This window comes from Bacteroides sp. 519, assembly GCF_010500955.1.
In the GTDB taxonomy this organism is placed as follows: domain Bacteria; phylum Bacteroidota; class Bacteroidia; order Bacteroidales; family Bacteroidaceae; genus Bacteroides.
On sequence record NZ_QVMJ01000007.1, the window covers coordinates 286,862 to 309,166 of the forward strand.

20 protein-coding genes are annotated in these 22,305 nt (G+C 38.7%); 7 read left to right on the top strand and 13 right to left on the bottom strand.

What is annotated here, in order from left to right:
* Positions 1–18: 18 nt before the first annotated feature.
* Positions 19–996, top strand: coding sequence for a glycoside hydrolase family 43 protein (locus D0T85_RS09325; RefSeq protein WP_163212653.1), 978 nt, complete (start codon positions 19–21; stop codon positions 994–996).
* 44 nt (positions 997–1,040) lie between these two features.
* Here the strand turns inward: D0T85_RS09325 and D0T85_RS09330 are convergent, their stop codons facing one another.
* Positions 1,041–1,496 carry a hypothetical protein gene (locus D0T85_RS09330; RefSeq protein WP_163212545.1) on the bottom strand — a complete coding sequence of 152 codons (456 nt, stop codon included), beginning with the start codon at positions 1,494–1,496 and terminating at the stop codon, positions 1,041–1,043.
* Positions 1,474–1,944: a hypothetical protein gene (locus D0T85_RS09335; protein WP_163212547.1), complete on the bottom strand. Its 471-nt coding sequence runs from the start codon at positions 1,942–1,944 to the stop codon at positions 1,474–1,476. The genes D0T85_RS09330 and D0T85_RS09335 overlap by 23 nt, the downstream gene beginning before the upstream one ends.
* 117 nt (positions 1,945–2,061) lie before the next feature.
* Here D0T85_RS09335 and D0T85_RS09340 point away from each other — a divergent pair, with 117 nt between their 5' ends.
* Together D0T85_RS09340 and D0T85_RS09345 are read left to right on the top strand one after the other, a co-directional pair.
* Positions 2,062–2,616: a 30S ribosomal protein S16 gene (locus tag D0T85_RS09340; protein ID WP_163212549.1), complete on the top strand. Its 555-nt coding sequence runs from the start codon at positions 2,062–2,064 to the stop codon at positions 2,614–2,616.
* Between the two features lie 176 nt (positions 2,617–2,792).
* Positions 2,793–4,151, top strand: coding sequence for a S41 family peptidase (locus tag D0T85_RS09345; RefSeq protein ID WP_163212551.1), 1,359 nt, complete (start codon positions 2,793–2,795; stop codon positions 4,149–4,151).
* A gap of 54 nt (positions 4,152–4,205) precedes the next feature.
* Here the strand turns inward: D0T85_RS09345 and pdxA are convergent, their stop codons facing one another.
* The 3 genes from pdxA to rlmN form a co-directional block, all read right to left on the bottom strand.
* Positions 4,206–5,318, bottom strand: a complete 1,113-nt coding sequence (gene pdxA / locus D0T85_RS09350; protein WP_163212553.1) for a 4-hydroxythreonine-4-phosphate dehydrogenase PdxA — start codon at positions 5,316–5,318, stop codon at positions 4,206–4,208.
* Between the two features lie 123 nt (positions 5,319–5,441).
* Positions 5,442–6,461, bottom strand: coding sequence for a DUF4837 family protein (locus tag D0T85_RS09355; RefSeq protein WP_163212655.1), 1,020 nt, complete (start codon positions 6,459–6,461; stop codon positions 5,442–5,444).
* A 75-nt stretch (positions 6,462–6,536) separates the two neighbouring features.
* Positions 6,537–7,568 (bottom strand): 23S rRNA (adenine(2503)-C(2))-methyltransferase RlmN, encoded by a 1,032-nt coding sequence (rlmN, locus tag D0T85_RS09360; protein ID WP_163212555.1) that lies wholly within the window; start codon positions 7,566–7,568, stop codon positions 6,537–6,539.
* 221 nt (positions 7,569–7,789) lie between these two features.
* Between rlmN and aroC the strand changes: the two genes are divergently transcribed.
* Together aroC and D0T85_RS09370 are read left to right on the top strand one after the other, a co-directional pair.
* Positions 7,790–8,854, top strand: coding sequence for a chorismate synthase (gene aroC / locus D0T85_RS09365; protein ID WP_163212557.1), 1,065 nt, complete (start codon positions 7,790–7,792; stop codon positions 8,852–8,854).
* Positions 8,855–8,962: 108 nt separating this feature from the next.
* Positions 8,963–10,321, top strand: a complete 1,359-nt coding sequence (locus D0T85_RS09370) for a dipeptidase (RefSeq protein WP_163212559.1) — start codon at positions 8,963–8,965, stop codon at positions 10,319–10,321.
* A gap of 91 nt (positions 10,322–10,412) precedes the next feature.
* Here D0T85_RS09370 and D0T85_RS09375 read toward each other — a convergent pair whose 3' ends face one another.
* Entirely contained in the window at positions 10,413–10,727 is a 315-nt protein-coding gene (locus D0T85_RS09375; protein ID WP_163212561.1) for an RNA-binding protein, read from the bottom strand.
* Positions 10,728–11,092: 365 nt separating this feature from the next.
* Here D0T85_RS09375 and D0T85_RS09380 point away from each other — a divergent pair, with 365 nt between their 5' ends.
* Together D0T85_RS09380 and D0T85_RS09385 are read left to right on the top strand one after the other, a co-directional pair.
* Positions 11,093–11,782 carry an RNA ligase family protein gene (locus tag D0T85_RS09380; protein WP_163212563.1) on the top strand — a complete coding sequence of 230 codons (690 nt, stop codon included), beginning with the start codon at positions 11,093–11,095 and terminating at the stop codon, positions 11,780–11,782.
* 18 nt (positions 11,783–11,800) lie between these two features.
* Positions 11,801–12,904, top strand: coding sequence for an AAA family ATPase (locus D0T85_RS09385; RefSeq protein WP_163212565.1), 1,104 nt, complete (start codon positions 11,801–11,803; stop codon positions 12,902–12,904).
* A 128-nt stretch (positions 12,905–13,032) separates the two neighbouring features.
* On the opposite strand, the gene D0T85_RS09390 is transcribed toward D0T85_RS09385, so the two are convergent.
* The 7 genes from D0T85_RS09390 to D0T85_RS09420 all read right to left on the bottom strand — a co-directional run bounded on the left by D0T85_RS09390 (position 13,033) and on the right by D0T85_RS09420 (position 22,257).
* The gene (locus D0T85_RS09390) at positions 13,033–14,001 is read right to left on the bottom strand and encodes a type I phosphomannose isomerase catalytic subunit (RefSeq protein ID WP_163212567.1); all 969 of its coding nucleotides are present in this window, start codon (positions 13,999–14,001) and stop codon (positions 13,033–13,035) included.
* Between the two features lie 844 nt (positions 14,002–14,845).
* Complete coding sequence (locus D0T85_RS09395; RefSeq protein WP_163212569.1) at positions 14,846–16,873, bottom strand: fimbrillin family protein; 2,028 nt, start codon at positions 16,871–16,873, stop codon at positions 14,846–14,848.
* 17 nt (positions 16,874–16,890) lie between these two features.
* Positions 16,891–17,922: a fimbrillin family protein gene (locus tag D0T85_RS09400; RefSeq protein WP_163212571.1), complete on the bottom strand. Its 1,032-nt coding sequence runs from the start codon at positions 17,920–17,922 to the stop codon at positions 16,891–16,893.
* 11 nt (positions 17,923–17,933) lie between these two features.
* The gene (locus tag D0T85_RS09405; RefSeq protein WP_163212573.1) at positions 17,934–18,932 is read right to left on the bottom strand and encodes a fimbrillin family protein; all 999 of its coding nucleotides are present in this window, start codon (positions 18,930–18,932) and stop codon (positions 17,934–17,936) included.
* Between the two features lie 12 nt (positions 18,933–18,944).
* Complete coding sequence (locus D0T85_RS09410) at positions 18,945–20,060, bottom strand: fimbrillin family protein (RefSeq protein WP_163212575.1); 1,116 nt, start codon at positions 20,058–20,060, stop codon at positions 18,945–18,947.
* Between the two features lie 22 nt (positions 20,061–20,082).
* Positions 20,083–21,204 carry a hypothetical protein gene (locus D0T85_RS09415; protein WP_163212577.1) on the bottom strand — a complete coding sequence of 374 codons (1,122 nt, stop codon included), beginning with the start codon at positions 21,202–21,204 and terminating at the stop codon, positions 20,083–20,085.
* Positions 21,205–21,219: 15 nt separating this feature from the next.
* Positions 21,220–22,257 carry a FimB/Mfa2 family fimbrial subunit gene (locus tag D0T85_RS09420; RefSeq protein WP_163212579.1) on the bottom strand — a complete coding sequence of 346 codons (1,038 nt, stop codon included), beginning with the start codon at positions 22,255–22,257 and terminating at the stop codon, positions 21,220–21,222.
* Positions 22,258–22,305: the final 48 nt, after the last annotated feature.

The following is a 22,305-nucleotide window of genomic DNA, read 5'->3' on the forward strand; positions in this document are numbered from 1 at the left end:
TTTTTAAAAAAAAGAATGATGAAAAGAATAATAGGTAAATTAGTTTTGTTTTCAGTTGCATTGATAGCCCATTCCGGGCTATCAGCGCAAACCGATACAACATTTATTGCAAGCGGAAACCCTATCGTAAAATATAAATATACTGCCGATCCGGCTGCACTGGTACATAAAGACAAACTCTACGTGTATGCAGGCCATGATGAATGCCCACCACCCCACAATCACTATTTATTAAACGAATGGCTGGTATTCTCTACTTCGGACATGAATACATGGACCGAACACCCGGTACCCTTGCGGGCTGCGGATTTCAGTTGGGCAAAAGGCGAAGCATGGGCAAGCCAGGTAATAGAGAAAAATGGAAAGTTCTACTGGTACGTAACTGTAGAACACAAAGATATCCCTGGTAAATCAATAGGTATAGCAACCAGCGACTCACCGATAGGGCCATTTAAAGATGCTTTAGGTAAAGCACTGATAACGAATAACATGACTACCCAATACACTTCAATTGGTTGGGACGATATAGACCCTACTGTTTATATTGATGACGATGGGCAGGCATATCTTTTCTGGGGGAATACACAATGTTATTATGCCAAACTTAAAGATAACATGATTGAACTGGATAGTGCGATTATGCCAGTAAAGTTACCCCGCTTTACCGAAGCTCCATGGATTCATAAACATGGCGATTGGTATTATTTATCGTATGCTTCGGAGTTCCCCGAAAAAATATGTTATGCCATGAGCAAGAACATCAACGGACCATGGGAGTACAAAGGTATATTGAATGAAATTGCCGGAAACTCGAATACAAATCATCAGGCAATTCTTGAATTTAAAAACGAGTGGTATTTTATTTACCATAATGGTGCAATAAATACCCACGGAGGAAGTTTTCGTAGGTCTTTTTGTGTAGATCGATTATATTATAACGAAGATGGAACCATGAAACGTGTCGTGATGACTACGGAAGGTGCCCAAGGTAAATGATTAATTGGGATTAATTAGGTTAGTTAATGTGAAACAGAGGATTATTATTTATCCTCTGTTTTTTCTATTTTTGAGATAACGTCTTCTAAAGTTCTTTTTATTTTTTCATATTGTAAACAATCCTCTATATCAAAATAATCATCTTTATTAGGATAATAAATAAGAGGCACTTCTGCTAGTTTCAATAAATCAGAATCAAACAATAACCTACCTGAGTTTTCTATATCAATTGAATAGGTATCACCCCTTTGTTCAAACAATTCATAATGAGACAAGTCGCCTTTAAGAAACTGCATTAACACCTGAGGAGTTACTCGGTAAACAAGCCATCTGTTGCATTTATTATCTCTATCTACCCAATCAAAAATATATAAATGATTATACCTATCTTGGTACAGACTCAGTAAAGGACCTTCAAAATACACCAAATCACCTATTCTTAGAATGTCTTTAACATTCAGCTCATTGTTTTTGCCGCTATATGTTGACAAAGTTTCCATCTTGATCAATTATACATAAAACATCTGTAATATTGTCTTCTAATTCTACATCATGATACTCATAAAATGTAAAATGTCCCTGTTTGTTGGGTTCATTACCTATTCCATCTTTTTCTTCCAATCTTAATGTGGCAATTGAATCTCCTTTATCTTCTAAGAACATCTCCTTTTGATGGCTCCGGAACTTGTTGTACAAAGCCTTGTATCTTTTAAATGAGTTTTCAAAACTATCAAAAATTGATAGTCCGTAACCCAAACAAAGTTTATCTGTTTCATCCAGTAATCTGGCAGGAGGATCTGATATCAAGTTTAGAGGTAAAAAATTTGTTTCCTTCAATGGACTATGAACCCAACGATAGCCATTCTTGCGTATTTCTGTAAAACCCTCCCAATCAAAATCGGGATAATGTGAAAGATATTCCTGATATTTTAATTTTTTCCCTTTCATTATATAGAGCAAAGATACTTAATTAATTGATAATCTAAAATTATTCCCTATCTTTGCGCCGCTATTACGAGTTGATAGCATTATTCAAATCAATAATAATTAAAACATTTATTTAAAATGGCAACTAAAATCAGATTGCAAAGACACGGACGTAAAAGTTATGCTTTTTATTCTATCGTCGTTGCAGACAGTAGAGCACCACGTGATGGTAAATTTATTGAGAAACTCGGTACTTATAACCCAAACACCGACCCTGCTACAATAGATTTGAATTTCGAAAAAGCACTTTCATGGGTTATGAAAGGTGCACAACCAACTGACACAGCACGTAACATCCTTTCTCGCGAAGGTGTTTACATGAAGAAACACCTCCTTGGTGGTGTTGCTAAAGGTGCATTTGGTGAAGCCGAAGCTGAAGCTAAATTCGAAGCATGGAAGAAAAACAAACAAGAAGGTCTTGCTAGTTTGAAAGCCAAACAAGATGAAGCAAAGAAAGCAGAAGCTAAAGCACGTCTTGATGCTGAAAAGAAAGTAAACGAAGCTAAAGCTAAAGAACTTGCTGAGAAAAAAGCTGCTGAAGAAGCTGCTAAGAAAGCTGAAGAAGCTCCTGCAGAAGAAGCTGCACCTGCAGAACCTGCAGAAGAGGCTGCTCCTGAAGCTGCTGCCGAATAAGTACGGCAAACATTACTCATTAAGAAATGAGAAACGAATGATAAAATCCTCTCCGGGCTTCCCGAAGAGGATTTTTTTTGCTTTATGATTTATTACTTTAAAATATTTTTAAGAGACTTCATGGAGCTAATAACTACATATTTTGTAAGTTTGCAGCTTACAATCAAAACACATGTATGAAAACTAAATACATATTACTTTTTATTCTTGCTATTACGTTTGTTTCTTGTGGAGAAGACAGAAGAAAAGAGTATGCACCACGAATCAATGCAAACAAATGGATTGTAGAGGTAATGCGCGATAACTATTACTGGCACGAAGATATTCCGGAAGACAACAAACTGAACTTTTATAGTGTCCCTTCTATTTTCTTCCCAACACTATTGTCGTCGAAAGATGGGAAAAGTGGTAGCCGCTACTCCACAATGGAAGATTTATCTGAAGTTGAAACTACAACAACCCGTAGTACCGAAGAGGTTACTTATGGTATGGAACTCAGTTTTATAACAGACAAGAATAAAACCAAAACATATTTAGCACGGGTACTTTATGTTTTAGAAGATTCACCTGCAAAAGAAGCAGGCTTGAAACGGGGCGACTGGATTTTCTCGGTCGATGGAGCAGCCATTAATGCAAATAATACAAAGAAATTAATAACAGGGAGTAATATAACTGTTGAAGTAGGCACAATTGACGAAGAGATGCTTCCGGTTACCAAAGAACCTGTAGAGATTCCGGCCGCACGCAGCATGCTGAATAATCCGGTTTTTTATCATAACACCTACCAAAGAGGCAGCAAAAAAATTGGATATCTGGTTTATAACTCTTTTGTATCGGGCGAAGATAACGATACTAGATATTTAGAGGAGCTTAGTAACATATCGAACGAATTTAAAACCGAAAATGTAACAGAGGTGGTTTTAGACTTACGATATAATCTGGGGGGAGAATTAAATCGCCCTGTACCTTTATTATGCTCTATGTTTGCTCCGGAAGCAGTTATGGGCAGCCTCATGGGAACTGTAAAGTACAATGAATTTAACCAGGATAAAAACTGGACATTATCATTCTTAGAGGAGCATTTAAACGGTGGTTCAAATCTGAACTTAAGCAACATTTATATTCTAACAGGTAGCTACACTGCATCTGCATCTGAGGCTGTAATCAACTTCCTGAATCCTTATATGAAAGTGACTTTGATTGGAGCAAAAACTGTTGGTAAAAATGTAGGCTCACAAGAGTTCACAAATACCGAAGAGTTCCCTCAAATAATACTGCAACCCATTGTGTGCCAAATATTCAATTCGGAAGAGAAATCGGATTATGCATCAGGTTTTACACCTGAATACCTTATTGATGAGTCTAAACAAGACATGAAGGAGTTGGGTGATCCGGAAGAATTATTATTAGCTACCGCTTTATCAATTATCGATGGTACCTATACCGAGTCGGAAACTCCGGAAACTCGCTCGGCTTTTGATACTTACAGAAGTACATTAGAAAGGAAATCCCAGACTTTGAAAGTTGAAAATTGAAAGTTGAAAATTGAAAATTACCATGCGGCATGGTAATTTTCAACTTTCAATTATCTACATTAGCGTGTGCTCGCTATCATCATCAATAGTATCAAGCTTAAGTTTATCACTATCATCCCGCTTTTCGTAATACTGTTTTCTTAAAGGATTTTTATGTGCTTCAGCATCTCTCAAGCGGTTACGGAAAACATCAATAGCTACATATATTGCCTGACGGAAAGAATCTTCGGAAGCTTCACCTTTTCCGGCAATATCATAGGCTGTTCCATGTGCGGGTGATGTACGAACAATAGGTAATCCGGCAGTGAAATTCACTCCATCCTCCATTGCTACGGTTTTAAATGCAACCAACCCCTGGTCATGGTACATGGCCAATATTCCGTCGAAATTAGTAAAGTTGCCCGATCCCATAAAGCCATCGGCCGGATAAGGACCATAACACAGAATGTTTTGTGCAACCATTTCTTCTATTGCTGGAATAATAATTTCTTGTTCTTCCATGCCAATCACACCTTCGTCGCCAGCATGCGGATTTAGAGACAGTATAGCAATACGGGGACTGCCAATACCAAAGTCCTGACGCAATGTATTATGGAATATCTGAATTTTCTCCTGAATAAGTTCCTTGGTTACTGTAGGTGCTACATCTTTTAAAGGGATATGACCGGTAACAAGTGCCACCCTGAAATCACCTTTCATTAATATCATCAATGATTTATTGCCATCGCCTACTGCATTCTCAATATACTCGGTATGTCCTGGAAACGAAAAACTTTCCGATTGTATAGTATGTTTATTTATTGGTGCAGTTACCAGTACATCAATTAAACCGGCTCTGTAATCTTCAAGAGCTTTTTCTAATGCAGATAGGGCTGCTTTTCCGGCTTCTACATCAGGCTTTGAATATTCTACTTTTATCTCGTCGCCTGTACAATTTATAATGCTTAATTTATTATAGCTGGCTTCGGATGCAGAATTTATTATACTGAAATTGGTTGGTAAATCCAATGACTTCCTGTGGTAGGCTGCCACCTTGGGCGATCCGTAGATGATAGGTGTACATAATTCTAACATTGCATTATCGGCAAATGTTTTTAAAATTACTTCATATCCTACCCCGTTTATATCGCCCTGACTTATACCAACTCTTATTTTATTTTCTTCCATAATTTGAGTTTTGAGTTTTACCTGCAAATATACTTATTTTATTGAACACAAAGACACAGAGGCACAGAGCTTTTTAATTAACATCTCTGTGCCTCTGTGTCTCTGTGTTCTAAATGAACAAACTCAGTTTACCGTTTGCTGTATTTCAAGAGATGAAATAATCTCTCCTGGTAGTTTCAATGTGTACAAGGATGCTTCCATTAAACGCACCAGATTTCTTTTGAGTTTATCGGGCGAATAAATAAAGATTTCGGATGTTATTACCCGGTTGTTCACTTCATCTAAACGAACATGCGATACAAATGGGCCACCCATCATATCACCTTCCATACGCCACAAACCACGGGCTTCGAATGCATATTTACCATGCACGCTGATTGGTTGGGTAATTACATAACGATTCTCGGTTTTCATGTACATACCTTCTCTGGCTCCCGGCATATTGACTTTCATTACCGAATCTCTTTTGTTTATAAAATACTCTTCGGTAAATGTATCAGCATCTGTGTAAGGATAAGAATAGATCATAAAATTCATATCCGAAGTTGCTGTATTTGTTGACGCCCAGAAAAAGTCTTCACCAAATTTAGTATTACTCAACTCACCCGGTACCCAGACCTGACAATTAAACATGGATGCAACCAAACCGGTAACATTGTTTTCGTGGTTTGTTTCAAGCAATCTGATTTGCCTGTTCATTTCGGCACGGGTAAAGAAGTTCAGAATTACTTGTTTGTTCTCTTCAATAACTTTCTGTAATTCTTCTTCGTTAGGTGCCTGTATAGTCATTACCATTTGAGGAGAAGCGTATACATCACTAGAGTAATTAAGCTTGCCCTGTGTGTATTGGTCCGATACTTCAACCATAATAATGTTTCTGATCAACTTCAGGGTAGTATCAAAGTTTTTGGGCGAGGTGTACATTATTTTAAATGACCTTTCAGACTGTGGCAGCCCTGGCATATCTGTATCCAAAACAGCATGCAAAGCTCTTCCTGCAGGACGTTCCCACAAGTCAAGATCAACAACTACTATTAATTCATAGGGTCTACCGCTTGACGTTGGCTTGAAACCAACATCTTTGCAAGACGAAACCATCATTATCAGGATAAGTAACCCAATGTAGAAAACGTTCTTCATAATCTGTGTGCTTTTGATTTATTGCAAATCTACAGAAAAGAGTTGAAAATTACGATGCAGCATAGTAACTTTCAGCTTTCAACTTTCATTTTTCAACTCTTTTAACTTCTCGGTCGATAACATACCACATGCTGCAAAAATATCTTCTCCCCTTGAGGCTCTGATTGTGGTGAAAATACCATGCGAAGTAAGATAATCACGGAAGGCTGTCATCACATCCATATCAGCACCTTCCAGATTAACCCCGGGAATGGCATGAAAGCGTATCAGATTAACACGGCAATCTAGTCCACGAAGCAATTTCACCACTTCTTTTGCGTAAACAAGAGAGTCGTTGACTTTCTTAAACATGATGTATTCGAAAGATAACCTGCGCTGCTTGCTGAAATCATAATCTTGCAACAGTTCCATCATTTCCTGTGCCGGAAATGCTTTCTCGGCAGGCATCAGTTCCAAACGTTGCGAACTAATTGGCGAATGCAAACTGATAGCCAGGTGACAATCGCTCTCCTCTATAAAACGACGTAATCCTTTTTTAAGTCCAATGGTAGATAGTGTGATTCGCTTCGGGCTCCATCCATACCCATAATCGGAAGTTAGTATTTGAAGCACTTTCAATACCTCGTCCAAGTTATCCAAAGGTTCGCCCATACCCATAAACACCACATTAGTTAGTTTATCCCGCTCGGGGAGAGAGGCTATCTGATTCAATATTTCGTTAGCTGTAAGATTTGCCGAGAATCCTTGTTTACCTGTCATACAGAATTTACAGTTCATTTTACAACCCACTTGCGAAGACACACAAAGCGTTGCCCTGTCGTCATCTGGGATATAAACAGCCTCTACATAATTATTACCAGCCACCTGATAAAGATATTTTATGGTACCATCTGCCGATCGCATTGCATCTACCGGAGATTTTTTACCCACTTGGTATTCTTTACTTAACGCCTCCCGGTGTTTTAAAGATATATTCGACATTTCTTCTATTGATTCAATGTTCTTATTGTACAGCCATGAAGCTATTTGCTTTGCAGCAAAAGCAGGCATTCCTGTTTTTGCAACCACATCTTTTAATTCAGGCAGTGTAAGACCTAATAGAAAATTCATATAAGTAATAAGTTATAAGTTTTATAGAGTAAGTTGCAAAGTTACAAATAACTCGTAACTTTGTACACAGTCCATTGCTTATTACTTAACCTATATTATTCATACTATAGAATGGAAGGAGTTATCGCTTCGCTAGGAGTTAAAGAGTTAAAGCTTTAGATGCTCTGAAGTATCTTAGAGCCATTCTGGAACATGAATAATTCAGCTTAAAACTTTAAATTATGTTCAATTCATTTGGTAATATATTCCGGTTAACAAGCTTCGGCGAGTCTCATGGTAAAGGAGTTGGAGGGGTCATCGACGGATATCCTGCGGGCATCACCATCGATATGGATTTTGTTCAGGAAGAACTTAACCGCCGCCGTCCGGGACAATCAAAGATAACAACTAATCGTAAAGAGCCTGATAAAGTAGAATTCTTTTCGGGTATATTCGAAGGCAAGTCTACAGGTACTCCCATCGGATTTATGGTACTCAATGAAAATGAACGTTCCAACGATTACGATAACATGAAAGATGTTTATCGCCCGTCGCATGCTGATTTTACATATCAAAACAAATACGGTATTCGTGATCATCGGGGAGGCGGACGTTCATCTGCACGAGAAACCATTGCCCGTGTTGTTGCCGGAGCATTAGCAAAAATTGCACTTGCACAATTGGGGGTCGAAATTAAAGCATATACATCTCAGGTAGGTAATATCAAACTGGATAAAAGTTACCTGGAATACGATCTCAACACCATCGAAGATAATCCTGTACGCTGTCCGGATCAGGCAAAAGCCGAAGAGATGCAAGAACTTATCATGCAGATAAAGGAAGAGGGCAATACCATTGGCGGAATAATAACATGTGTTATTAAAGGTTGCCCTATCGGACTTGGCCAACCTGTGTTTGGTAAACTACATGCTGCTTTGGGTAGTGCTATGTTGAGTATCAATGCCGCAAAGGGCTTTGAGTATGGTGAAGGATTCAATAATATTCACCAAACTGGTGCCGAACAGAATGATATTTTTTACAATAACAACGGCAAAATTGCTGTCAGAACCAACCACTCGGGAGGTATTCAGGGAGGCATAAGTAATGGTGAAGACATTTACTTCCGGGTAGCATTTAAACCTGTTGCCACCCTCTTGATTGAGCAGCCCACTGTTGATAAGGATGGCAAGGAGGTGATATTGCAAGCCCGGGGCCGTCACGACCCATGCGTATTACCACGTGCAGTACCTATTGTTGAAGCAATGGCTGCTATGACTATATTGGATTATTATCTTGTTAGTAGATAGTAGTTAGTAGCTAGTAGTTAGTAGAATCCATGCGGCACTACTAGTTAATTACTAGCTACTAACTACTATCTACTAGCTACTAACTACTATCTACTAACTACTAAACATATGAACAAAATTCAAACCTACATTACCGAGAATGAGTCTAAAATGATGGAAGATCTTTTTAGCCTTATCAGTATTCCCAGCATTAGTGCCAAACCGGAACATAAAAATGATATGATTGCCTGCGCCCAACGCTGGAAAGAACTATTGTTAGAAGCAGGTGCAGACCTGGTTGATGTTATGCCCTCGGCCGGTAACCCAATAGTATATGGTGAAAAGATTGTTGATCCTAATGCGAAAACCATACTCGTATATGCACATTATGATGTTATGCCCGCCGAGCCGCTGGAACTCTGGAAAAGCAAACCATTTGAAGCAGAAATTCGCGATGGACACATCTGGGCACGCGGTGCCGATGATGATAAAGGACAGGCATTTATTCAGGTTAAAGCTTTTGAATATCTACTAAAGAATAACTTATTAAAGAATAATGTAAAATTCATCTTCGAAGGCGAAGAAGAGATAGGTTCGCCAAGCTTGGAGGAATTCTGTATTAAACATAAAGAACTATTAAAGGCCGATGTTATATTGGTTAGCGATACCAGCATGCTGGGTGCCGATTTACCCTCATTAACTACCGGACTTCGCGGACTAGCTTATTGGCAGATTGAAGTAACAGGCCCTAATCGCGATTTGCATTCCGGCCATTTTGGTGGTGCTGTAGCCAATCCTATTAATGTGCTTTGCGGAATGATTGATAAAGTTATTGATGCCGACGGACGAATTACTGTTCCCGGTTTCTATGATTATGTTGAAGAGGTTTCGCAAGCAGAACGTGATATGATAGCCAGCATTCCTTTTGATGAAAAAAAATACAAGGAAGCTATTGGAGTGAAAGAGCTGGCTGGCGAAAAAGGATATTCTACACTTGAGCGCAACAGTTGTCGCCCATCATTTGATGTTTGTGGAATATGGGGAGGTTACACCGGAGAGGGTTCTAAAACGGTACTTCCTTCAAAAGCTTTTGCTAAAGTTTCGTGCCGACTTGTACCTCATCAGGACCACAATAAGATATCAAAACTATTTGCCAATTACATAATGAGCATTGCTCCGGATACCGTAACGGTAGAAGTAAAACCTATGCATGGTGGCGACGGCTATGTGTGTCCAATTACACTACCTGCTTATAAGGCTGCCGAAAAAGGATTTGAAATAGCGTTTGGTAAGAAACCCCTTGCTGTTAGACGTGGAGGAAGTATTCCTATTATTTCGACCTTCGAAAAAGTATTAGGTATTAAAACCGTATTAATGGGATTTGGTTTGGAATCGGATGCAATCCATTCGCCCAACGAGAACTTCAGTCTGGATATCTTCCGCAAAGGGATTGAGGCTGTGGTTGAGTTTCATGTGGCTTATTTGTAGAGAAGGTAAAGGAGGTAGAGTGAGGTAAAGGAGGTGATGCCGCAGGAGAACTTTACCTCCTCAACTTCTTTACCTCCTTTACCTCCTTCTATTAATATCTTCTTGGACGGTTAAATCCACCACCGCCACGGTTTCCACCGCCGCGATTATTTGAAGGTCTTTCCTCTCTTGGGCGGGCAATGCTTACCGAGATAACTTTACCATCGTACTCCACACCGTTCAATTCTTCAATAGCCTTCTCGCCTTCGGCATCGTTTGGCATTTCTACAAAACCAAAGCCTCTTGATCTCCCTGTTTCTCTGTCATTAATAACCTTAGCAGAAGAAACTTCTCCATACTCTTTAAAAAGATCTTCTAAATCAATATCCTTGATATTGAAATTTAATCCTGCAACGTAAATGTTCATTAAAAAATAAATTAAATATAAATATTAAAGTTTTAATTGAGGAGAAGATTAAGGAGAGGCTACTTAAAATTGTTCGTTAAAGAGGAACCACACTATTAATTCATTCCCAATTGCATGCAAAGATATAAGAATTATTAAATATGCATACTAATAAGCAAAAAAAAATCATACCTTTGTGCCGCAAGTTTATACAAACAATATACACCCTTAATTAAAAGGGTACTGCAATGCTCAATAAAATGTAATCCATAGAAAAAGATTAAGGGATACTTACCTACCCGGTAAGTAAATGGAAAAGTTATATCTATCCCTATCCTCACTCTCACTTTATTATTCTTTTATTTATTATTTAAACCGTATAACTTATGGATTCAAGAAAGTACGGCCGTACATATCATTATCCCTTTTCGCCTGGGACAACGAACGACGACCGCATCAATCTCAATTATTGGGAAAATATCAGCAAGATTAATACCCTTATACACACCGAAAAACTTGATGGAGAAAACAACTGCCTTAGTCGTTATGGCGTTTTTGCCCGTTCGCACGCAGCACCTACCACTTCGCCGTGGACCAGCCGGCTTCGCGAACAATGGTCGTTAATAAAAAACGATTTGGACGATATAGAGTTGTTTGGTGAAAACCTTTATGCAATTCATTCTATTAAGTACAAACAACTGGAATCATACTATTATGTTTTTGCCGCTCGTTGTATGGATAAATGGTTGTCATGGGAAGAGGTTAAGTTTTATGCTGCACTGTTCGATTTTCCAACTGTGCCGGAAATTAAAACAGAAGCTGTTACCAATATTACAACAGAGTTACTAAAAGAGGAAATAATCTGTTGGTCGCAAGAACCATCGTTCTTTGGGTCAATTGATACACAAACAAACGAAGATTGCAGCCGCGAAGGCGTGGTAACCCGAAACATCGAAGAGTTTCCTGTAAACTGTTTCGCACAGAATGTATTCAAATATGTGCGTAAAGGACATGTAAAAACCAATGAGCACTGGACACGCAATTGGAAACGCGCACGATTGAGTTATGAGTTTTGAATTATGAGTTGTTAAACTATGATTTGGAAATTTACATCAGATAAAAATTGGGCTACCCTTGAAGAGAGATTCTCTTGGGTAGCCGATATGCACCATGTGCCTCAACATAAACTTTATCATGCCGAGGGAAGTGTGGCTACACATACCCGTATGGTTCTCGAAGCACTCACTACCCTACCCTATTATCAATCTGCCTCTGAGCAGGAACAAGAAATTTTGTGGACTGCTGCTTTGCTGCATGATGTAGAAAAGCGCTCAACATCTGTTGACGAAGGCAACGGAATTATTACTTCACATAATCATGCCCGTTGGGGTGAATACACTGCCCGCACCATATTATATAGAGATGTACCTGCACCTTTTTATATCCGTGAGCAGATTGCTTCGCTGGTACGTTATCATGGGTTACCTATTTGGTTAATGGATAAGCCAAACCCAGCAAAAAAGATACATGAAGTATCGCAACTGGTAAATACAGCTCAGTTATGCACTTTGGCTAAAGCCGATGCTCTTGGCCGTATTTGTAATGATTTGAATGAGCTACTGGAATCTATTGAACTATTTGAACTATTTTGCAAGGAACAGGATTGTTGGGGAAAACCTCGTTTGTTTAGTACGCCACATGCACGTTTTCACTATTTCAACACCGAAAATAGCTATGCCGATTATATTCCTTTTGAGGATTTTAAATGTAAAGTTACGCTACTCTCCGGACTTCCCGGTATGGGTAAGGATCATTATATCCAATCACTTGGCAAAGATATTCCGGTTGTTAGTTTGGATGATATCCGCCGCAAGCATAAAATATCGCCAACAGATAAATCTGCAAATGGATGGGTAGTACAAACTGCACGCGAAGAAGCCAAAAAACACCTGCGCAAGGGAGAAGATTTTATTTGGAATGCAACAAACATTACCCGGCAAATGCGATCACAACTTATCGACTTATTTGTTAGTTATGGCGCATGGGTACAAATTGTATATATTGAAAAGCCTTATAATGTATGGAGAAGTCAGAACAGAAACAGAGAATATCCGCTACCGGAAACTGTACTTGATAAGATGCTAAGTAAGTTGGAAGTACCCCAGATAACGGAAGCGGATGAAGTAAAACTATCCTGAATGGGTTAAACCCCTTAGTATTTCACCACAGAGTTACACAGAGTTTTAAACTTCCATGCGGCATCGTATTTAAAACTCTGTGTAACTCTGTGAACTCTGTGGTGAAATCGTACAATTATCAAGGGTAATTACACGTATGTTTCTAACAATTTTACGGTCCCTACAGGTTCAATAGTTAACTCCTGAGTTGTTGCAGGAATCAAAACAGTTTCGCCAGCTTGTAGGGATACTTCGTTTTTCTGATCATCAATTAATTTGCATGAGCCTTCTATACAGATAAAAATAACAAATGAATCCAGTTCGGAGTAATCACAGGTTATTTCCTCTGTCATATCGTATATAGAGGTAGTAAAATAAGGGCAAGCTACCAACTCTACCGGCTCATTTTCTACAGGTTCGTAGGATGTACGATAATCATCGAGTACTTCATAATTAATGGCTTCTTTAGCCAGTTCGGTATGAAGTTCACGAGTTTTACCTTGCGCATCCTTTCTGTTGAAGTCGTAAATACGATAAGTTACATTAGATGTTTGCTGAATTTCGGCAATAAAAGCCCCTGCACCTATGCTGTGAACGCGTCCGGCCGGAAGAAAGAACACATCGCCCGGATGTATTTCGTATTCTTGCAACACATCGGTAATGGTGTTATTATGAATTCTTTCTTTATATTCTTTTGGGGAAATCTGTTCGGAAAAGCCGGAACGTAATTTTGCACCTTTATCAGCATCAATAACGTACCACATTTCTGTTTTCCCAAATGAGTTATGGCGTTTCTTTGCCAGCGTATCATCCGGATGTACCTGAATAGACAAGTCTTGTTTGGCATCAATAAACTTTATCAGCAATGGAAACTTGTTTCCAAACCGACGATAATTTTCCTCGCCCACCAGTTCTTCGCGGTATCTGCGTACTACTTCAGTAAGAGTAAGTCCTTTATCAACCCCATTGGCAACTACAGATTCGTCACCATCTACATCGGATATCTCCCAGCTTTCTCCTACTCCCGTTAATTCAGACTCTAAATGTTTAAAGGGAACAATTTTTTCTCCTCCCCACAGCGTTTGCTTTAAAATGGGTTCAAATTTTAACGGATACATTGTTTTGTTTGAATGGTTTTTAAACTTTAATTATTAGTTGTAAACTGGGAGCAAATATAAGAAAAGTTAAGAGAGTTAATAATGGTTATAAAGTTAATAATGGTTTATAAGGATGAATCATTTAACCTACATTATTCATACTCGTTTAGTTCGAGGCTTTTTGAACTAAAATAAAAACACAGAGTCACAGAAACACGCTTTATTTTGAGCTTTGACAGTCCATACTTCTACGCAAGCTATATAGCATTGGTGTTCCGGTCTATATAGATGAGTGCCTTCGATCTATATAGCATTGACCCCTCGATCTATATAGAAAGATATTTGAACAGCACTTTTATCCCGGTAGGATAAAGCTTTTCTCCTACCGGGATAAAGCGTTCATCCTACCGGGAGAAACCGTTTATCCTACCGGGAGAAAGGCTTCATGCTACCGGGATGAAAGAGTTTAATACTGCGATTCAAAGTATGGACAACACAGGTTAAACAGAGTACGAACTAATTGTTATCATATTGAATTTTTATAACTACCTGATCTTTAGCGACTAACAAAAATATCTTAGTGATAGCAGTGGTAGATATGTTTTACTATCACTACATCTATCACTAAATTAATTAACTGTTTATCAGATTGTTACAACTGCTAGTGAAAGCAGTGATAGCAAAATGACCAAAAAACATTTTCTGAGGAATAGTTGGGTATATACAACACTATGTTTTATACACAATGCTTGGTAGTCCAACCACCCCGGCCTAAAGGCCACCCCTCCTTAGCCAAGGAGGGGAATTCCATGCGGCATCTACTTTCAAAACAAACCGGATAAACTATTTTATGAAATAGAATGGCTTAATAATTCCAAGGGGAATTGTTCTTAATACAACGAACGGTATATGTAGTCGCAAATTTACCATATACCCCTGTACATGCTAATTTTTTGGCTGAGGGATCTTCTCCAATAGTATATGTCCCACCAATAGAAGTACTGCGAACTGACGCTGTTAAATAATTTATATCGGCGGAAACTAACTCACCCAAGGTATTGCGGTAGCCACCACGTGGGAAAAACACCTCATAACCTTCGTAACCCAGTAAGTAACCTGCATAGATTTTTTTTAAGCCTTTATTATTGGTTGCATTCTCAACTTTTGGATCAACTATCTTTTCCTGATATTCGCCAGCCAGTTTCATAACTTCATTATATGTTGGTAATCGCCAACCACTACCTAGTTTTTTGCAAATATCTCCTATGTCTCTTTTGTCTATATATCCATTAGTACCGAATTGCGCTTTGTCAAAGCGGTATCTTTTTGTAGAGTTAGATTTCAATTCGTCAAGTGTACCTGATGGGATTGCACCTCCATTTTTAGCATCCGTCGTGTAAAAATCCCATGTTGGGTTACTAACATTAGAATAATTGTACTTATTTCCTGATGCGCTCCATAAAGCTACAGTTTTTAGAAAAGTGGCGTTTTTATTATTGTCCCCTGGTAGTATTGGGTCTGTAGCTACCAATGATAACAACCGAAAGAACACTCCTTGATGTTCTTTTACATTCATGATTGCAAGGTTACTACCATTAAGCACTATATTAGATTTGGCAAACCTTGGGGCGATTGTCCAACGTTGTTTAATAGGCATCGCACCGGCTGGCTTCCATTCTTTTTTATATGGATCCCAATATTCGAATACTATATTTCTATTTCCATCGTGTTCTATGATATTGTCATACTCGCTTTCTTTCCATCTTTCTCCAGTATTAACCGGGAGGATAACATCGTTAAATACAATTTCACTGTTTATCACCTGTTGGTTGGTTGGGTATTTTTTTTCAGCATAAATATCATTAGTATCAGCATCTCTAATTCGTACTTTTATATCACCTGAATTAAAAGTACCCGATATTGTAAATCTTATATTGCTGTAAGTATGCGGGTTCAACATCTGCCTCGGAAACGTATTCGCTTTCTTAGAGAGGTTAGTAACTCTATATCTACCGTCAATTATGTTTCCGCGATACAATTCTAAGTTATACACTACCTTCTTCCCCATTCCCCATGCTCCATATCCCTTTAGCGGGATATCCTCGATTTTACCATCGGTAAATGTAACCCGTATTTTTGCTGCATCGGTTAATGTTTGGGGTATCATCATCAGATGTCCATTAGATTGGGTAGTTACAGAGGTAGTTCCAGTAATATTAATGGGATAATATGTAGTAGTTGTAGCACTACCCAAGCTCCATGCGTGTGTATTCAAATTTAATGTACCGGTTACCTTAACACCGGTAAGCGCTATAGTCTTTATTGCTACATCCGAGCTCACTTTGACACTTACCGCTGTTAGTGCATGCTTCATTACAAAATCTACTTCAGTATTACTTTGAGATGGTATTAGGTCTTTTCTTGGTGTAGCCACCATCAAATCGGGCTGGTTGGCAACAGTGGTTGGTACAGTATATGTAACAGTTGGAATGGTATTCGTCGTACTGGCTGTTAGCCCATTTCCAGTGGCTGCATAAGGCGAATATGCAAAAAATGTATGTTTATTGTTAGCTGTTATTCCATTGCTGTGATTCCATACTTGTTGGGTGCTAAAACTCCAATTATTATTACTGGAACCCACAGTGGTGTTCGTACTTCTTTGGTTTATAAAATGATAGCTGGTTTGTGTAGTCCAGTTAGTGGTTCCTGTGTATATACAATACACTCCTAAAGTAGGTATCCTATTTGCATTTTCAATAAGAGTACCTCTTGTTTTTGCGTCTTCATCCCAGCTTGCCGTAATGTTGATATATTGGTTTGTTGGCAATGCCGGTTCTTCGCGATTACAACCAGTTAGTAAAACTGTAATTAATATGTATATTATACGTTTCATTTCTTGTTTTTTAGGGGTTAAGGTTTAACAATTATAGGCGGAATAGTAACAGAGGTACTACCCCAGGCTGCTAAAGTTACAGTATCTACTTTTAGCAACAGTTTTTGGGCATCAAAAATCATGTTATACACATAATATTGTCCCATTTTCCATGCGTTTACCGAGGTGGTAGGCAATTGTATGTTGCTGTATACCAACTCTTTGTTTCCTTGGGCTGTTGCCATTCTTATTTTTACGGTTAAACGTACATTAACAACATTAGTTATAGGCATTAACAAGAAAGCATCATTGTTATCATTAGTGAAAATACTTGCCTGAGCTGCATTTATACCCGTTCTGGCAGTGTAATCTGTTCCACCTGTATATGTAGTGGTTCCGGTAGTGGTTGATGTCCACTGCGGATTGCTCGAAGCAGGCACAGTTAAATTTCCTTTGGTGTTTACATTGTTAAAGCTAACACTTGTTATGGTAATACCAGTTGTAATGTTACCTGTATTATTGATCACTTGGCAATTCAATCCTACACGACTCAAAGCATGATTGAATTCCAGAGGTACATCAGCACGATAAACAGGCGAGGTATTACGAGCATACAGCAAGTCGGGCGTTGCATTACCTACCGAATAATTTTGCAGTTCTATGGACGATGCAGTAGTTGATTGAGCAAATGTTACCCCCGCTGTATACGGACAAAAAGCATAAGCATGTATACTGTTTGTGCTACTAAAAGGCCAGTAATAATTACCGGAATAAGTAATATTACTGCTAGCCCCTACAGTACCTTTAACATTGTTCATTTGTGGGGCTATTGTTCCGTTTTTCACAGTATAAGTAAACAAATGTACACTGGTACCAGCTGCCAGTGTAGGGCTGGTATGTGGTGTTTGCTTCCTGGTGGAAGTTTCATCATACCCGCCTATTTCTTCCACCAACAATCGAACAGGCACTTCTTCCTCTACCGGGTCAATCTCCGGCCCGTCTGTTTTCGAACAAGATACGAGCAACATAATTGTCAACATTGGTATGATTGTATATATCTGTTTCATCATTTTGAGTGGTTTTAATTAATAGCAACGTTGCCGGCAGGTGTAGATGCAGGCCAAGGATTAACTGTTATTCCTGCAAATACAATTTTATCAGGAGCAACCTTAACCACGTAATTGATCCATTGCCCCATTCCCCATGCGGTGGTTGTGGGCACTGATGCCTTTTTCAGAACATTACCTTCCAACCTAACTTCCAGTTCAACCGAAGCTAACTCGGCAGTTGTATGCGGAAGCAAGAAAAAATTATCGTTAGTTCCAATATGTTCAGGCACAGGCGTATCACCGTCAAGCGATATCGCAGAAGTGTAAGTCAATGTTGGGTTGTTCATATTACTTGTTTTTGTCCAAACTAACTTGCTCTCCATCTCTGCAGTAGTGTCGGTTAAGCCCGTTGTGCCCGATGCAGATGTAGCTGTAGCTTCACATTTTACCCCTTTAAGGGTAACGCCCTCTACCTTTGTATCTTTATACCCCATAAATTGGAAAGTTATACGGGTAAGCACATGATGAAACACCATACTAAGTTTGGGTGGGTTTTCACGATCTACAGGTCCATTCACTATCAAAGAGGCATATAACAGGTCGTGTTGATTATCGGCATCTACAGTAAGCGTGGGCATAGTGAACTGCAAATTACTTATATTAAGAAGCGATGGGGTTACAGGCCACCAATGCTCTCCGGTTGTTCCATTATGAAATGCCACAAACCGGAAGTCTGCAGCCGATGGCCATGTATAGGGTGTTTTCAGAATGGACGATGAAATTGTAGCCTCATATCCATCAATAAATGGAGTTGAGCCACCTTTATACATTCCATATAGCCCCATGTTGCCTATAAAAACCTCATCGTTTGTATCAACCCAATTCGATGATGATCGTGTTTGTTCGCTTCTCAAGGCGAATTTTAATCCTCCGAATTCGATATAGTTTGGAGCATCTATATTTTTCTCACACGAACTAAAGCAAAACGCTACTGTTATAAAAAATCCGTATATATATCTTATTCGTTTCATATTAAAAAATTCTTAGTGTACCTCCAAGGGCACATTTACCTTATTCCATCCTTTTACTTTCACAGCTTCTACTTCAATGTAGTTGGGGTTGATGGTAAATCTGTAGTTTACCCACTTACCCGACTCCCAACTTTCTTTGTCTTTCAGGGGTTGTTTCCATTCTATGTCTTCACCGTTACTAGCAGTGGCATAAGTTTGCCCTACTCTGAATTTAATATACAATACGGAATTATTACTTTCAAACTCTGTAGTTGAATGCGGAAGCATAAACAAGCTGTTGTTTTTGTTTTGCGTTATCGTTTGATGCGCTCCCTCTGTTGTAAAGTACTCATCTGTGTCGAAATTTGTTTTAGTGATTTCAACCCCGGTTGTGGGTTGTACTGTATAGTTACTGGGGCTTGTACGGGTACTCCATTCGAAAATTTTTGAATTGTTTGTTTTTCCGGTAGCGGTACCAAATACTTGTCTGATACCAATCTCTGTCACATATACTTTGTCATTATTCAAAAAACCGGTTTCCGCTTTTCTTACCTCAAAAGTTACACGCGACAATAAGTGTTCAAAGGTAAAACTAACTTTTCCTTTATTAAAATTACCAGCTACGGTGGTTCGGCTCCCTGTGCCAATATAAGCAAAGAGCAAATCTTTTTGATTGGTGACATCAGGCAGTGTATAAGTACCAAAATTATATTCCGCGTTTGCATTAAACGTTGGTACCGTAGTTATACCTGTAAAAACACCCTCGAAAGCACTTGGCGGTGCATAAGCATGTAGAATTAAACTACCATCATTCACCGGCCATCGTTTATCATAATGAGTGCCGCTATCTGCATAGACAGCTCTTCCACCAGCAGTTTCTACTTTTAGTAACGGTGTATCGTAATAACTGGTCGGTGTTGTTCCGGTATTGGTTTCTACAGCTAGCAATCTGAAGTTTCCTACATAATCGATGTCTGTGGTTGTTTGATTTTCAGGCTCCCCTCTTGTTACTTCTGCCCCTGTTATACTTGGAATCAGTTGAATGGTACCCGGGTCTACATTCTTTTCCTGTACTTCCTCGTTATCATCCGAGCAAGCTATAAAAGCGACAGTTAACAAGAGAGCAAATACTAAATTCAGTTGTTTCATAACTCTTATTATTTTATTGTTTTTAATCTTCTAGTTCCACATCTTTTTTATTATACCATCCGCTCACTTTAATGGAATTAAGTATTATATTGAACTCCTTAATTATTCCAGTAAGTTCTAAACGTGTATTGTGTGGAAGAGTATAGTTATAAGGTTCACCTGGTAAAGGTTTTTGAGGTGGATCGTAATATTCGGTATATGTTGTATTAGGAGTGTTGATACCTAAACTAATACCTTCTTCAGTAAAAATAGGATCGGTGTAGGTCACCCGTAAATCAATTGCTTTTGCTTCGTCCGACTTATCGGAAAATATTATCGATGGAATAATAATATGTGTTTGTTTCCATGTCCAAACATTTTTACCCTCATCACTTATACTAACATTCCATACTTCAGTATTATCGCTAAAATCGACTATGGTTCTTGGCGGTATTCTGGTATCGGTGTAATTTATGTCCGATCCATTATTTGCTTTTTCAAATAGGGGAACATGTTTTGGCAAGTTGCATACATTCAGATATTTCAGAAAGTTTTTTTTCTCTTCTATTTCTGTTTGAAGCGTTAAATCAAGTCGTACCCCAAGTCTTTCTAATGTTGCCTGTATTGGCCCCGAAATGAGCGCTCCCTGATTAATAGAATGTGCAGCTGTGGCTGTTATTCGTACATTTTTTATCATAGTTGTCATTGGGATGGGTTTATCTTTATGAAATGCATCAGCCGAAAAACTCATATCATCCAACTCGCTCATCGTATTCGACTCCGTTAACGCAGCAAGCCTATCTAATCGTGTTTGATCCGGATCACTCTTTTCGTTGGCTATAAACACAAAATGATATATTGTATCAAGTTTCATTCTGAAAGCCACTTTAGCTACCAGTTTTTTAGAACCATTTTCAGTAAGGATACTATCCTGAAATGCTATTCTGAAAAGTTTGTTGTACACACATTTCTCTGTTGGCGGATCGAAAGCCAGTATACGTACCCATTTTATAGTATCATCAGGATTAATTTTAATATCGTTACTTCGGCTTTCAATATTGAACAAAATTTCCTGTTCTTCGTTTGTCCTGTTTTCTTTTTCGTAGTGCTCGCAAGCAGAAAGAAAAAAGAGAATTGGCAGTATATATATAAATATTGATTTCATTGCGGAAAGAATTAATTAGGGTCGTACTTCCAGATTGGCTTCCACTCGTATCAGATACCAGTTATCAACAATAATTTCAACATGACACCAGGTATCGAAGCGGTCTTTCTCAAACACAAATTGCAATTTGTAGTCGCAAAACCGTTCAAGCATAAAGTCGTTATAGTATTTGGGGTTCTGCATAATGAGTGGGGTAAGCGGTTCACTGATCAATACTTTATCATTCTTTCCCGGCTCTTTCAACACAATAGTTAATTCAAGCTCATCGGCTTCCCATATACGTTGTGTTTGCAAAAACGAGCTAAATGTGTGATAATACAGATTTTCGTGTACTCCACGAATTTCGGTAGATTCGTCTGAATTGTATTGATGATAGGTATACACGGGCTGCTCATTTGGGCACCGGTTAAAGAAACTTGAAATGCCGTTTTTACCCGATATGTAGGTTTCCACTTTCGACCCTTCGGGAAGTTGACGGTCAAAAAAGGCGTCTACCTGTATGTTGTTGGTGTTTTTTGCAAAATTCAAATAGTATTTTTCACGAGGTGGATTGGCACCAATGGTTATTGTTAATGGTTTGTTTCCATGCTCGGTATCTGATTTCCGATCTTCATAAGCATAATACAATGCTGATTGTATTTTTTTTTGTATTTCTTGTTCACCGTTGCAAATTATACGGTTGGCGGCCGAAGGAAAATTGTTTATTTCTTCGTTAACATATTCAGGGCTTGCATTCATCCAAGCCACGAAAGTATAGGTACCCGCATCCAGAATAAGGTTGTATTCGTAATCCGTTTGCCGCAGGTCGTCGGCATAGAGACGTTCCATACGAAAACATTCGTCCGTGTTTTTATAGATATATAAGTCGATACTGTCAACTACTTCTGCTATAAGATCTTGGTGATCGGCATTTATGTTGTATAAGAATTTAAGGGTAAGTTGTTGCTTGCCTGCTGGAACTTCATCACAGTTCAAATTGCCTTCGCCCAAGCAACTGCTTAGCAAAATAGAAAATAATAATAGAAAGGTATGGTTAAAAACTGTGCGTGTCATAATGCTTTGTTTTTTTAAGTTTTTAGTTAAGAATTCTGAGTTAAGAGT